Genomic DNA, 13,450 nt, shown 5'->3' with positions numbered 1-13,450 from the left:
TATGTAAAAGAGTTTGTTATGAAAACAATATTCGCAATTTTTTTTAGTATTCTGTTAGGATCGTGTCCTAATAATAATCAAGAAAATCAAGAAACAAAAATGAACTCATTATACCAAGGAACATTACATGGAAATGGTGTCGGGGGATTTGAAAAAGAAAACCTTGTAATCAAGTCAGAAAAAGAATGGCAAGCTTTTTTATTAAAAGCAGATGCATCTAATCAATTTACTGATTTAATAGATTTTTCTAAGAATATAATAATCGCAGTGATAGATTCACAGAAGAATACAGGAGGTTTTTCAATAGAAATTTCAAAAATTAAAGAAGAAAAAAGTAAGCTATTAATAACAATAGAGTCTAAAGGCCCAAAGCCAACGGACATGGTTACTATGGTGCTTACGCAACCAATACATATAGTAAAAATACCAAAAACAAAGAAAGACATAGTCTTTGTAACTGAATAGAATGATAAAAAACGATTTATTTTTAAGAGCCTTAAAAGGTGAAACTGTTGATCGTCCACCAGTATGGATGATGCGTCAAGCTGGAAGATATTTGCCAGAGTTTATGGAAATTAGAAAAAAGTATGATTTCTTTACCCGTTGTAGAACTCCAGAGTTAGCATCTGAAATAACAGTACAGCCAATTCGTAGATACGGAATGGATGCTGCAATTTTATTTTCAGATATATTGGTAATACCACAAGCAATGAATATTGAAGTGGAGATGAAACCAGATTTTGGTCCATATTTACCAAACCCAGTAAGAGATAAAAAAGGATTAGATAGTGTAATTGTTCCAGATGTACATGAAGAATTAGGCTATGTAATGGATGCAATTAAAGCAACAAAAGAAAAATTAAATGATGAGATTCCTTTAATAGGTTTTGCAGGCTCTCCATGGACTATTTTATGCTATGTTGTACAAGGTCAGGGGTCAAAGAATTTTGATAAAGCAAAAGAATTTTGTTTTACGCAACCAATTTTGGCACACCAATTGCTACAGAAGATAACAGATACCACAATTGCGTATTTAAAAGCAAAGGTACAAGCAGGTGTAAATGCAGTACAGGTTTTTGATTCTTGGGGAGGAATGTTATCTCCAACAGATTATCAAGAATTTTCATGGCAATACATTAATCAAATAATAGAGGCATTAAAAGATGATGCTCCAGTAATAGCCTTTGGAAAAGGGTGTTGGTTTGCATTAGGAGATATGGCTAAGTCAAATGCTTCAGCATTAGGAGTAGATTGGACATGTTCAGCAAGAAATGCACGTTATTTATCAGGAGGAAATATTACCTTACAAGGTAACTTTGATCCATCGAGATTACTGTCTCCACCTGCAGAAATTAAAAAAATGGTACACCAAATGATAAATGAGTTTGGTAAAGACAAATATATTGTTAACTTGGGGCACGGAATTTTACCTAACATTCCACTAGATAATGCGAAAGCATTTATTGATGCGGTGAAGGAATATAAATTTTAAAATTTAATCCCCTTAAATTATTAAAAATGAAGAGATTATTACTGGTTTTAGCGTTGATAGCTGTCTCGAAAACTTTTGCACAAAAAAAGATATATTATAAAGATATTGTAGATGATTGTATTGCAACTTCAAGTAACGATGCAGCAATGTTAGACGATATTGTTTATAATTGTATACGAGATAAGTATATTTCTAACTACGATTTTACCTCTATTGATGGGAAAACTATTAGTACAGACAAAATTGAAAAACCAATTGTTTTATTAACAGCAGCTACTTGGTGTGCACCATGTTGGGGAGAAATACCTGCTTTAAATAAACTAGTAGAAAAGTATAATGATAAAGTTGAATTTATTATGCTTTTTTGGGACAAAGATGAGGGTGTGAAAAGAATGGCTAAAAAATTAGATAAGAGAATCTTTTTAGTGCCTTCTAAAGAAAAACTGTCAGATAGGTCTAGTATAAGAATATCTGGGTTTATTCATAAGTTAGATTATCCTTCAGCATATTTAATAACTGGTAAGAAAAGAATTTTAGACTTTAAAAGAGGAGCCTTGTCACCAACAAAAAATATGGGTTGGGATGAAGTTAATGAAGTTAATGAAAAGGAATTAGAAGCTTTTATAAAACCAGTAGTAAAATAATAAAGCATTTAATTAATTGATATAAAAAACCTCTTTCTAAACAGAAAGAGGTTTTTTATTTATAAGAAAAGAACAATCTTTAATCGATTAATCTTTTAATGACTCTAAGTTTATGAGTGTGTTGGTTTGTGTCTACATTGTAAATACCGCTATGGTCTAATTTATCGATACGAACTTTACCATGTGCGTGAATAATATTATAATCTTTCATAATAATTCCTACATGAGTAATTAAGCCTTCTTCATTGTCAAAAAAAGCTAAATCACCAGGTTCACTTTCTTCAATAAAACTTAAAACATCACCTTGCGTTGCTTGTTCTTTAGCATCACGTAAAAGGTTGTAACCACATAATTTATAAACGGTTTGTGTAAAGCCAGAACAATCTATTCCAAAAGGAGATTTACCTCCCCATAAATAAGGAACGTTTAAAAACAAAAATGCAGTTTCAACAATTGCTGATTTTGTTAATTGCTTATTACACACTTTTCCTTCATAAAAGTAAGAAGTAGTATTTATATTTATTTTATTGTTGTTAAAAAAAGGAAGTCTAGCTCCCATTGGTATGGTGGTTAAATTATGATTGTCATCAGTAATAAAGTCTATTAATTCACCTGCAAAATGCTTTTTTTCTTGGCATAAAAGGGTATAGTCTTCATCAGAAATTTCTTCGTATTGTTTATTATCAATATAGCCTTCGTAATTGTCGAAAGCCAAACGGATTTTACTCCACTTTTTAGTTTTTTCTAAGATTTCAAAATGTTCACCAAAAACAACTTGATTTACCATTTCTGAAATATCAGTTGGCTCAAGTCGAAGAGGAACAATACTTAAATTACAAATTCCGAAAGGCATTAATAGCTTTTATTAAAAATTAAACTCTTTCAATTACCATTGCACTAGCACCACCACCACCGTTACATATACCAGCAGCACCAATTTTAGCATTGTTTTGTTTTAATATAGATGTTAAAGCTATTATAATTCTAGCCCCAGAAACACCTAATGGATGTCCTAATGATACAGCACCTCCATTAACATTTACTTTATCGGCAGATAACCCTAAAATTTTCATATTAGCTAACCCTACAACAGAAAAAGCTTCGTTAAGCTCAAAATAATCAACATCATCAATAGAAACTCCAGCTTTAGCTAAAGCTTTTGGTAATGCCTTTGCAGGAGCAGTTGTAAACCACTTAGGTTCATGAGCAGCGTCTGCATATCCTTTAATTTTTGCTAAAGGAGTTAAACCTAATTCAGCAGCTTTTTCAGCAGACATTAATACCAATGCAGCTCCACCATCGTTAATTGTTGAAGCATTTGCAGCAGTAACAGTTCCTTCTTTTGTAAATGCAGCACGTAAAGCTGGAATCTTTTCCATTTTTACGTTTTTATATTCCTCGTCTTCAGAAAAAATAATTGGTTCACCTCGACGTTGAGGTATTTCTACAGGAACAATTTCATCAGCATATTTACCTTCATTCCATGCTTTAGCAGAACGATTGTATGACTCTATTGCAAATGCATCCTGATCTTCTCTTGAAAATTCATATTCAGTTGCGCATTCATCTGCACATACACCCATGGCTACTTTTTCATACACATCAACTAAACCGTCTTTCTGCATACCATCTTCCATTTTTACTGGACCAAATTTGGTAGCGCTACGTGCATGTTGATAATGAGGAATCATACTCATATTTTCCATACCTCCTGCTATAACAATTTCGGCATCACCTAAAGCAATTGTTTGAGCAGCTAACATGATGGCTTTCATACCAGATGAACAAACTTTATTTACAGTAGTACAAGGAACAGTATTAGGAATTCCAGCAAAAATTGCTGCTTGACGAGCAGGTGCTTGACCTAACCCAGCAGATACTACATTACCCATATAAACTTCTTCAACCATTTCTGGTTTTAAGTTTATTTTATCTAAAGCTCCTTTAATTGCTACAGCTCCTAGTTTTGGAGCAGGTGTAGTTGATAAAGTTCCTAAAAAACTACCTATTGGAGTTCTTGCAACCGATACGATAACTACTTCTTTCATATATTGAGTGTGTTGTATTAAGATTAGTTCTGCGAAAATAACCATTTTATAACAAGTACTCAAATAATAGATAAAGGTTATATTTACATTTTTAAAAGCTAAAAATGAACGATTTTATTAATAAATTGTATAAAAACAATGCTATAATTTATAAAGTATTGTTATTCTTAATAACAGTTACTGCAATTGTATACTTATTCCCCAAAGGAGGACAATTTAAATATGATTTCCCACAAGGTAAACCGTGGCAATATGATAACTTATATTCTCCTTTTGATTTTGCTATTCAAAAAACAGAAAAAGAAAAATCTGAAGAGATCAAAAATATTGAATCTAATGCAAAAAAATATTTTGTTGTAGATTCAAGTATAAAAGGAAAGGTAATTGAAGAGTTTAATAATAAGATAACCCCATCAGATTCTTTATCGGTTAAAGAAGTTCAGTTTCTAAAAAAAACAGGATTAAGTATTATTAATACGATATACAAGTATGGTTTATTAGATGATATAAGTAATGTAAAAGCAAATAGGGGAGATGTTGTTATTTTAAGAAAAGGAAACTCTATTGAAGATGTTTTGTTTTCTAGACTAATTCAATCAAATGAAGTTTTAACTTATGTAAATAAAAAAGTTAGAGGTTTAAACGTAAATCAGCAGCAATTAATTTTAAGGTACTTGTCAGAAACTTTAAGATCAAATGTTAGCTACGACTTAAAATATAGCGAAAGAGAGTTAAATGAAGCTTTAAATAGCATTTCTTTAGCAAAAGGAAAGGTATCTAAAGGAGAACTTATTATTTTAAAAGGTGACATTGTCGAAGGAAAAAAGTTTAATGTTTTAAAATCGTATGAAGTTGCTTCAAGATCTCAAATTTGGACAAAATCTAATTATAATTGGATTGTTTTTGGCTATACTATTTTAGTATCCTTGGCTATGTTAATGTTGTTACTTTTTTTAGAAAAATATCGATTAGAGATATTTAATAATAATAACAAAGTAACATTTATATTCTTTAATGTTTTTTTAATGATTTTTGTGCAAACTATAGTTGTTAAGTACAATTCAGAATACTTGTATGTAGTACCTTTGAGCATATTACCTATTGTTTTAAAAGCCTTTTTTGATGCTCGTTTAGGATTGTTTACTCACGTGTTAACGGTGTTGTTATTAGGTTTTATTGTACCTAACAGTTTTGAGTTTATCTATTTACATATTATAGCAGGAATAGTAACAATTTTAACCGTTTCTGAACTTTATAAAAGAGCAAGTTTATTTGTTTCAATAGGTCAAATAACATTGATTTATATGATTACTTACTTTGCTTTTTCTATTTTAAAAGAAGGGAATGCTGATAAAATAAATTGGTTGTATTTTGGATTGTTTGCAGCAAATGGATTGTTGTCGTTTTTAGCAGTTTTCTTTATTTATTTTTATGAAAAGTTATTTGGATTGGTCTCTGATGTTACCTTATTGGAATTGTCAAATACAAATTCAAAGCTATTAAGAGATTTAAATGAAAAAGCACCAGGAACTTTTCAACACTCAATGCAAGTAGCTAATTTAGCAGAAGCAGCAGCGAATGAGATTGGAGCAAACTCAATGTTGGTACGAACAGGAGCTTTATATCATGATATTGGTAAAATGGCACAGCCTATGTATTTTACGGAAAATCAATCAACAGGAGTTAATCCTCATAATGATTTGTTACCTAAAGATAGTGCACGAATTATATTAGATCATGTTATAAATGGAATTGAAATTGCAAAAAAAAATAAGTTACCTGATAGAATTATCGATTTTATAAGAACTCATCACGGAACAAGTGTAACGTATTATTTTTATAAGAAAGAGCAAGAGAATAATCCAGGAGAAGAAATAGATATTAAAAAGTTTCAATATCAAGGTCCAATACCTTTTTCTAAAGAAACAGCAATTTTAATGATGTGTGATGCAGCTGAAGCAGCTTCAAAGAGTTTAAAAAACCCAACAGCACAATCTATCGACGAATTAATAGATAAGATTATAAATAAGCAAAAAAACGATAATCAGTTCCGAAATTCGGATATCACGTTTAGAGAAATAGAAAAAATAAAAAAAATTATTAAGAATAAGTTAATGAATATCTACCACTTACGTGTTGAGTATCCAGATTAGTGATTTTTTTCTTAAAAAAAACTTGTATAAATGTTTAATCGGTTATATATTTGCACTCGCAATTTTTAACTCAAACTTTTACGAGTTTTGAGTGTCCAGGAGAGGTGGCAGAGTGGTAATGCAGCAGATTGCTAATCTGTCGACGGGAAACTGTCGCCAGGGTTCGAGTCCCTGTCTCTCCGCTAAGAATTGCACTCGGGGTGTAGCGTAGCCCGGTCATCGCGCCTCGTTTGGGACGAGGAGGTCGCAGGTTCGAATCCTGCCACCCCGACACTGTTTTCGTAGAAACATAAAAACTACGGGCTCGTAGCTCAGCTGGATAGAGCACCTCCCTTCTAAGGAGGCGGTCATAGGTTCGAATCCTATCGGGCTCACTTAAAGCTTCACTTTAATTAGTGAGGCTTTTTTGTTGTTTAATATTTACATTAATTCAAGGCTGTTTTAATGTGTTTCTAGGTATATTAAAAGGTATTACTTTTTACTTAGAGGTATCAATTTTTGAAATGTGAAATTTAAAAAGAAATATGTGCTTTATTAGTGATGCCAAAAGTGAAAAAAGAATTAAAATAATTTGATTTTATGGAGAAAGTTCTAATAATTCTAAAAATGATAGCCTCATTTTATATAATATTAATTGGTTTTAATTTTATTAAACATTCTAAGGATAAAGAAAAAAATGATAATTGGAGAGAAAATTATGCTTTGTTTTTTAAGATTGGAGGTATAGTGTTATTATTATATTCTATTTATCAAATATTAAACAGGTATTAATGATAATTCCATCTAGTATAAGCAACTAAGATTATTAGAAATAAAAAAGAGAGGCTTTTTAAAACCTCTCTCTTTCTAAAATGATCAACCTTTATTTAATATTATTTTAGTTATTACCTAGGTTTGCATATTCTTTTTCAGAGATTTTCCCTGTATGAATATCGTTTAATTCTTCTATCTTAGTTAATATAAATTGATGTAGTTCTTCATCTATTCTTTTAGGTTTTACAAGATTACTTGATTTTAATTTACCTGGTATAATATAAGTATTATAGTAGTAAAAAAAGTTGTAATCAAGATTTGCATTAGATAAAGCACCGTTATTAGCTAATAACCATCCTAATCTTACAGAAGAACGTCTTTGTGCAGCAGTACCATGAGAAGATCCATTAGCACCAGCTATAGATTGAGAAAAATTATATGCAGGAATAACGTCAGACCAATTAGAAGTGTAACTTCTTCTTAAGAAATATCCAGCAAAACCATCAGCTTCTAATTCTGTATTAGAGGCTCCCGTTACAGAAGGATATCCTTGTCTGAATTGTATTTGATGAGCTACTTCGTGTGCTACAATATAGGCCACAGCAGATCTTCCATAATTTAAAGCTCCACTTAACATTTCTTCACCCCAGATAATATAATTTGCTGGAGGTCCATAAGATAATGCATTAAATGTACCGCTTCCCGCCGCAAAATAAAGAGGTACATTTGATATACCAAAAAGGTTTGACGCCTTATTGTTTTGTTGTTTTAAAAAATTTGTTTCACTTGTATTTACAAGTGTATTTGACCAGTAAGAGTTTGGTCCAAATTGAGACACAGTTGCACAGTTATGTGTTGTATTGTGACTATTTAATTCATTAGGTAAAATACCCGTTTCTGGAGAATTAGCATTTAACGTTATGTTTTTTTCTACTTCATTTTTGTCACAACTTTGTAACGAAACTAAAACAGCTAACGTCATTAATTTAATAATTTGTTTCATTTGTTTGAAGGGTTTGAAGGTTGATCAATTTAAAAACGAATGTACTTATATATTATTGTATTTATAACAAAATGATTAAAAAAATAAAAGAAATATAAAAATTTAACAGATTTATGTTTTTATGTTATGTGTAGTGTAAAAGCGAGGATTTATAATTTTGTTCAATATTTACAGTACTTCGGGGCTGTTTTTTATATTTTAATCTTTCTCTTAGGATTCCCTTTTTTTTCTAGACATCCCCTTTTTAATTTAAAAAAAATATATTCAGAAATATAATGGATAAGATTCTAAGGAAAAAATAATGATGTTGGGAGCTTATGATTTACATAATTAGAAAACCAAAAATAATCGGTATAGATTTTAATGACTTACCTTAGAATAGGTATGTAAAGTTGTAGTTTTATTTAATGATAAATTAATTAAAGATTAACAAAAATTAAAACATATTCTACAAAACAATATCAAAAAATGTAGAATTAAAAAAAGGTTTTAGTATAAAGAGATATTCTTAAAGATTGTGTTTTAAATATTAAAAAAAACACAGTAAAAAAGAAAAGAAGTAATCCGTTATCAAGGATACTTCTTTTCTAAAAACTAACTAACTAATCAAACTATATAATGAAAAAACAAAATCTTAATTTATACTTCAAAGATAGTTAGGTTATAAGGTTGTTATTGTTAAAATTAGACGAAGAGGCTTTAAGTTTCGGTGAAGGGGCTTTTATTGTAATTTAAAAGTAAACAATATACGGTATTATATAGTAGAGTTTAAAATGCAATAAATTCACGACAATACAATAATACTTACAGGGAGTTTTAAAAATCAGTGTATAATTTATGTAACAGTATATTTAACTACTAGAGTATCATGTGACCTGTTTCCTCCTCTTGACGTTCCGTTTAAAGTTATTGTACCAGTTCCTCTTGCTATACCAGTTATTTGTAGAGTCGCAGTACGATTTACACGATTTATAGTAATTGGACTAGTAGGGGAAATAACAATTAGTGAACCAGAAAGATGTTTTAACGTACCACTAGTAGGTTTTAATTTTGACGTAAACCATCCTTTACGTAGTAAGGTTACGGTTAAATTAGCTGAACCATCTTTAGGAACCGAAAGGTTTAAACTGGATGCTGCAATTAAGTTTTTAGCCCTAAATGCTACTAATACAATAACGAAAAGTACAACTCCTCCTATAATAACCCATTCTATACCTGTAAGTAGTGGTAATATAAATATAGTTTCCATAATAAAAAATATAAAAATGAACCTAAAGTTAACGTAAAATAATTAAATAACTGATATTCAGTTGGGTGGTAGGTGTCGATAACAGTGTGTTTTAATATTAATTGTCTTAAAAATATTCACTCGTACTAGTGAATAACTCATAAGCTAAGATGAGTGAGACTAAGATTAAAGAATATTGAGAATATTTTAAAATAATTAAAAGATAAAACTAATACAATGTATAAAAAGTTAGAACTAAAAAATTGCTTGCTATTTAACAACATTTACAAGGTGTTATTTTTTATGTCTGAAATTTAAGGAAACAAAATATAAAATAAGTGTAGTATCTTAATTAGATTAATAAATAATAGAATGATGATCTTTATTTTTTGCCAACTTGTATTTCGTTTTTTCATCTTTTGGGCTACATAAATAGCAGCTACAAGGTTTGCCTGTAGTTTTAAGAATGTAACCGTCCGAATGACTGAGGTTGTAATTTCTTAAACGTTTTTGGTATTTGTAAAATCCTTTTAAACGTCTCTCAAATTTATTCATAGGGATATTAATATTTAATCAAATATAATGAATTATTAATCTGTAGTTATTTCTTATAGATTATATATAGTCTATTAATTGAGAAAATAATAAGAAGAATTAATGGAATAAGAATAAATAAATCCATCATTGTTAGTTGCTCAATTTCATCAATTCTATTGAAGGTAGTATAGATAAAATATAGACAGATAGCAATAAAACCAAAATAGTATTGAGGTCTGTGGGTTTCTTTTTCATTCATAGCCCAAATTTAATAAAAACAAAATAAAGTAAAACTGTAGTTATTAATTTATATAAAGAGAAGCCCTCGTCATTAGTCAAGGGCTCCAATAATAGAACTTATTATAGAAACCGTTAAAATATAATAAGTACAGCAAGGTAGCCTATAATAAATAGAGTAAGTGATAAAAAAGAATAAATAAAACTGTAGTTATTAATTTATATAAAGAGGAGTCCTCGCCATCAATCAGCCAAGGACTCCAATTATAAAGTTTAGTATTAATCAACTTGAAAAAAAAATATATACTAAACCTTTTGTAAGGTACACTATTATATATAAGTAGAGCTATATAAAGTAATTATAAAAAAACAAAACTGTAGATAAAATGGCTAACAAAGTAATATTAAATAAAGAAACAGATAGAGAGGTTACGTTTAGGAGTTTTTCTGAAGGAAGAGTTCATTTAGAGGTGTCTAGATATACAGAAAACATTAGGCAAATAATGTTAACAGAAAAGCAATCGAAAGAATTATTATCATTTTTAAAAGAGAAATACGAAAAATAAAACAGTAGCTATTTCGCTACGCAAAAACGCAAAATAATGAGATTCAAAAATTATACAAGAACCAACATTGCAGAAATGAGACCTTTTAAAAAAGGTGAAAAATTAACAAGTGTTTCAATTTCTGAAGCTGATAAACAAAACGGAAGTCCAAAAGTTGGAGATATGATTGCTAGAAACCCGAAAAATCATAATGATAAATGGCTAGTAGCAAAAAAGTATTTTAAAGATAATTTCAAAGAATTGAAATAACAATAGTGAATTAAAGCAAACGCTATGTTACGAATTAAGTTTTTTTGCTAAGAAGGATAATAAAATAAATATGATTAAAGCAAAAATTAATGTAGGATTGAACTCCATTGGTCTATTTGGGTCGCCAGTAGTAATATGTAAGATTTCAGTAGTCATGCCACCTAAAACTAGACTTAATACTATTCTAACCCAACGTTTTTCTAAATATTTCATAAAGCAATAATTTTTGTAAAAGTAAAAATAATAAAACAAAATAAAACTGCAGTTATCTGATCTATTAAAATCAGAAAGTTCATTGACATAATTGTGGTAAATATTATTTAAATCTAGTAAAATATTGGTTTTAGGGCTAGGTGCTAAAATGATGTGTAACAATTTAATTTTTAGATTGTCCTTAGAAATAAATATATTACATGAGAACATTATACATAACTATTTTAACTGTTTTTTTTATAAATACTTTGATAGCTCAGAAGAAGTCTATAAATGAAAGTAGGTTTATTACGATCGGTGGAATAAAGCAATGGGTAACAATTAAAGGAAATGATAAAGAGAAACCAGCTATTCTTTTTCTTCATGGAGGGCCAGGAAGTGTTATGACACCTTATAGTGATTCTATATATGACAAATGGAAAAAAGATTTTATCCTAGTGAATTGGGATCAAAGAGGAGCTGGTAGAACCTTTGGGGAAAACGCTCCAAAAGAAGTAAATGAAGATTATTTCATAGAAAATAAACTTACTTTAAAAAAAATGGTAGAAGATGGTATAGAATTATCCGAGTACCTAACAGAATACTTAAATAAGAAAAGTATAATATTAATGGGAGCCTCTTGGGGGTCTATACTTGGTATAAAAATGATACAAACTAACTCCAGTTTATTTAAAGGTTATGTTGGTAATGCTCAATTTGTAGGCTTTAATAAAAATTATATATATGCCTATAATAAAGTTTTGAAATTAGCAATTGATTCTAATGACAGTATTGCTTTTAAAAAGTTGAAATCATTAGGAAAGCCTCCGTATAAAAACACAAGAAATTTAGGGCAAATGTTAAGAATTGTAAAAAAATATGAACGAATGAATGCTATTCCTGCACCAAATAATTGGTGGAGAATGAATCAAGAATATAATAATAAAAAAGATAAAAAAGATAGATATAACGGTGATGATTATTCATTTTTATATTTTGCAGGTCATGAAAAAATGGGAATAAGGTCAATGGTTAAAAATCTTGACTTTTATAATAATTCATTGAAATTTAATATTCCAATATATTTTATACAAGGAGAGGAAGATATTTTAACGTCGAGTAAGTTGAATAAAATATATTTTGAAAAAATTAAAGCTCCAGATAAAGGTTATTATTTAATAAAAGAAGCTGGGCATAATCCAAATGAATTAATCCTACAGAAACAGTATGAAATTCTTAGAGATAAGTTTTTATAAAAAGAGAGAGTTAATACAATCTTATATTATTTACCACAAATCAACACCTAATAAGTGTTGATTTTTTTTATGTCAAAATTTAAATAAACAAATAATAAAATAATTGTAGTTAAGCTAATAAAAAAAAGAATAATGCAATTGATCCAAAAACAATAAAAAGAGTTAAAAAGTATCCAGTAATAATATTTTTTCTTTGAAATTTTACTTGATAATAATGTTCGTACTTTTTCTTTAATCCTCCAAGTAGCATATAGAAAATAGCACCAAACATTTCAGTAACTCCTAAATCACCAGAGGTATCGTAATCGGAAATTCTTTTTTCTTTTTCAGGTCTCATAATTGCAGTTTATCTATTAGTCAATAAAATAAGAAAAATGTTACATATTAAAATTAAACAGTAGGTTATATAGGTCTTAAATATTTTATACCTGTATCAATAAGCAAGTAAATTAATAAGTTAAATAGTAGGAAGAAAAATAAAACTATAATTGATTCAAAGCCAAAATTTCCTTCTTCAAATAAGGATTTGAATATGTTAGAAAAATTATGATAGAGTTCAAAAACCTCAAAAGAAAGAAAAAGTAGACCAGTTGTGAAGAAGAAGAAACCTAAGATTTTTTTTAAGATGACAGCATTTTATAACAAAAATATAAAAACAAAATAAAGTAAAACAGTAGAAATCATGAGAAATAAAGAGAAATAAAGAGAAGAAAAAAGCGACCCGAAAGTCGCTAGTAATTAGCATGCTTCTCCACATGCTTCTACTCGATCTGGGCCACATGCGATAACAATGTCACCTGTTAAGCATTTACAGTAATAGCATTCAGGACTGTCGCCTCCTGAAATATTACGTTGTTTAGTTTTAGATAATTCGATTCCTAATTTAGAAATGTTCTTTAACATAATTTGAGTTTTTAATTTCTCAAATCTAAAAAGTAAAAAATAAGAATAATGATGAAAAGCCGTAAAATATGTAAGGGAAAACCTTACTTAACTAAAATTATCAAAAAGTATAAATAATGTAGTTAAGTCAATTTAAATGTTATAAAAGCAGAAATGATACAGATTACCAAACGAATAGAGAATTGCTCT

15 protein-coding genes and 3 tRNA genes are annotated in these 13,450 nt (G+C 29.1%); 11 read left to right on the top strand and 7 right to left on the bottom strand.

All coding sequences use genetic code 11. The features are described from left to right. Nucleotides 1–18 precede the first annotated feature (18 nt). The 3 genes from Q0881_RS11975 to Q0881_RS11965 are packed head-to-tail and all read left to right on the top strand — an operon-like array spanning nucleotide 19 to nucleotide 2,136. Complete coding sequence (locus tag Q0881_RS11975; RefSeq protein ID WP_299160522.1) at nucleotides 19–465, top strand: protease complex subunit PrcB family protein; 447 nt, start codon at nucleotides 19–21, stop codon at nucleotides 463–465. A gap of 1 nt (nucleotide 466) precedes the next feature. After that, nucleotides 467–1,492, top strand: coding sequence for a uroporphyrinogen decarboxylase (hemE, locus tag Q0881_RS11970; RefSeq protein ID WP_299160520.1), 1,026 nt, complete (start codon nucleotides 467–469; stop codon nucleotides 1,490–1,492). A gap of 26 nt (nucleotides 1,493–1,518) precedes the next feature. Further along, nucleotides 1,519–2,136: a thioredoxin family protein gene (locus tag Q0881_RS11965; protein WP_299160518.1), complete on the top strand. Its 618-nt coding sequence runs from the start codon at nucleotides 1,519–1,521 to the stop codon at nucleotides 2,134–2,136. A 79-nt stretch (nucleotides 2,137–2,215) separates the two neighbouring features. Here the strand turns inward: Q0881_RS11965 and Q0881_RS11960 are convergent, their stop codons facing one another. After that, entirely contained in the window at nucleotides 2,216–2,989 is a 774-nt protein-coding gene (locus Q0881_RS11960) for a C40 family peptidase (protein ID WP_299160516.1), read from the bottom strand. Nucleotides 2,990–3,008: 19 nt separating this feature from the next. Next, nucleotides 3,009–4,184, bottom strand: coding sequence for an acetyl-CoA C-acyltransferase (locus tag Q0881_RS11955; RefSeq protein WP_299160514.1), 1,176 nt, complete (start codon nucleotides 4,182–4,184; stop codon nucleotides 3,009–3,011). Nucleotides 4,185–4,288: 104 nt separating this feature from the next. Between Q0881_RS11955 and Q0881_RS11950 the strand changes: the two genes are divergently transcribed. From Q0881_RS11950 to Q0881_RS11930, 5 genes are all read left to right on the top strand, one after another. Continuing rightward, nucleotides 4,289–6,337: an HDIG domain-containing metalloprotein gene (locus Q0881_RS11950; RefSeq protein ID WP_299160512.1), complete on the top strand. Its 2,049-nt coding sequence runs from the start codon at nucleotides 4,289–4,291 to the stop codon at nucleotides 6,335–6,337. A gap of 98 nt (nucleotides 6,338–6,435) precedes the next feature. After that, nucleotides 6,436–6,519 (top strand) — tRNA-Ser (locus Q0881_RS11945). A gap of 14 nt (nucleotides 6,520–6,533) precedes the next feature. After that, nucleotides 6,534–6,608 (top strand) — tRNA-Pro (locus tag Q0881_RS11940). Between the two features lie 29 nt (nucleotides 6,609–6,637). Next, a tRNA-Arg gene (locus Q0881_RS11935) sits at nucleotides 6,638–6,711 on the top strand. A gap of 205 nt (nucleotides 6,712–6,916) precedes the next feature. Continuing rightward, the gene (locus Q0881_RS11930) at nucleotides 6,917–7,108 is read left to right on the top strand and encodes a hypothetical protein (RefSeq protein ID WP_299160510.1); all 192 of its coding nucleotides are present in this window, start codon (nucleotides 6,917–6,919) and stop codon (nucleotides 7,106–7,108) included. A gap of 106 nt (nucleotides 7,109–7,214) precedes the next feature. Here the strand turns inward: Q0881_RS11930 and Q0881_RS11925 are convergent, their stop codons facing one another. After that, on the bottom strand, nucleotides 7,215–8,093 hold the full coding sequence (locus Q0881_RS11925) for a hypothetical protein (RefSeq protein ID WP_299160508.1): 879 nt from the start codon (nucleotides 8,091–8,093) through the stop codon (nucleotides 7,215–7,217). An 835-nt stretch (nucleotides 8,094–8,928) separates the two neighbouring features. Further along, nucleotides 8,929–9,342 carry a hypothetical protein gene (locus tag Q0881_RS11920; RefSeq protein ID WP_299160506.1) on the bottom strand — a complete coding sequence of 138 codons (414 nt, stop codon included), beginning with the start codon at nucleotides 9,340–9,342 and terminating at the stop codon, nucleotides 8,929–8,931. A 1,139-nt stretch (nucleotides 9,343–10,481) separates the two neighbouring features. Here Q0881_RS11920 and Q0881_RS11915 point away from each other — a divergent pair. After that, nucleotides 10,482–10,661 carry a hypothetical protein gene (locus Q0881_RS11915; RefSeq protein ID WP_299160504.1) on the top strand — a complete coding sequence of 60 codons (180 nt, stop codon included), beginning with the start codon at nucleotides 10,482–10,484 and terminating at the stop codon, nucleotides 10,659–10,661. Between the two features lie 36 nt (nucleotides 10,662–10,697). Then, nucleotides 10,698–10,910, top strand: coding sequence for a hypothetical protein (locus tag Q0881_RS11910; RefSeq protein WP_299160502.1), 213 nt, complete (start codon nucleotides 10,698–10,700; stop codon nucleotides 10,908–10,910). A 27-nt stretch (nucleotides 10,911–10,937) separates the two neighbouring features. Here Q0881_RS11910 and Q0881_RS11905 read toward each other — a convergent pair whose 3' ends face one another. Then, complete coding sequence (locus tag Q0881_RS11905) at nucleotides 10,938–11,123, bottom strand: hypothetical protein (protein ID WP_299160500.1); 186 nt, start codon at nucleotides 11,121–11,123, stop codon at nucleotides 10,938–10,940. A gap of 200 nt (nucleotides 11,124–11,323) precedes the next feature. On the opposite strand from Q0881_RS11905, the gene Q0881_RS11900 reads away from it, so the two are divergent. Continuing rightward, nucleotides 11,324–12,358, top strand: coding sequence for an alpha/beta hydrolase (locus Q0881_RS11900; RefSeq protein ID WP_299160498.1), 1,035 nt, complete (start codon nucleotides 11,324–11,326; stop codon nucleotides 12,356–12,358). A gap of 109 nt (nucleotides 12,359–12,467) precedes the next feature. On the opposite strand, the gene Q0881_RS11895 is transcribed toward Q0881_RS11900, so the two are convergent. Together Q0881_RS11895 and Q0881_RS11890 are read right to left on the bottom strand one after the other, a co-directional pair. Continuing rightward, entirely contained in the window at nucleotides 12,468–12,695 is a 228-nt protein-coding gene (locus tag Q0881_RS11895) for a hypothetical protein (protein ID WP_299160496.1), read from the bottom strand. Between the two features lie 401 nt (nucleotides 12,696–13,096). Further along, a complete protein-coding gene (locus tag Q0881_RS11890; RefSeq protein WP_299160492.1) occupies nucleotides 13,097–13,261 on the bottom strand; it encodes a hypothetical protein in 165 nt (54 codons plus the stop codon). Nucleotides 13,262–13,450: the final 189 nt, after the last annotated feature.

The sequence above is a fragment of the uncultured Tenacibaculum sp. genome, assembly GCF_947494125.1.
Lineage (GTDB): Bacteria > Bacteroidota > Bacteroidia > Flavobacteriales > Flavobacteriaceae > Polaribacter.
This window is presented reverse-complemented; position numbering and strand designations above follow the sequence as displayed.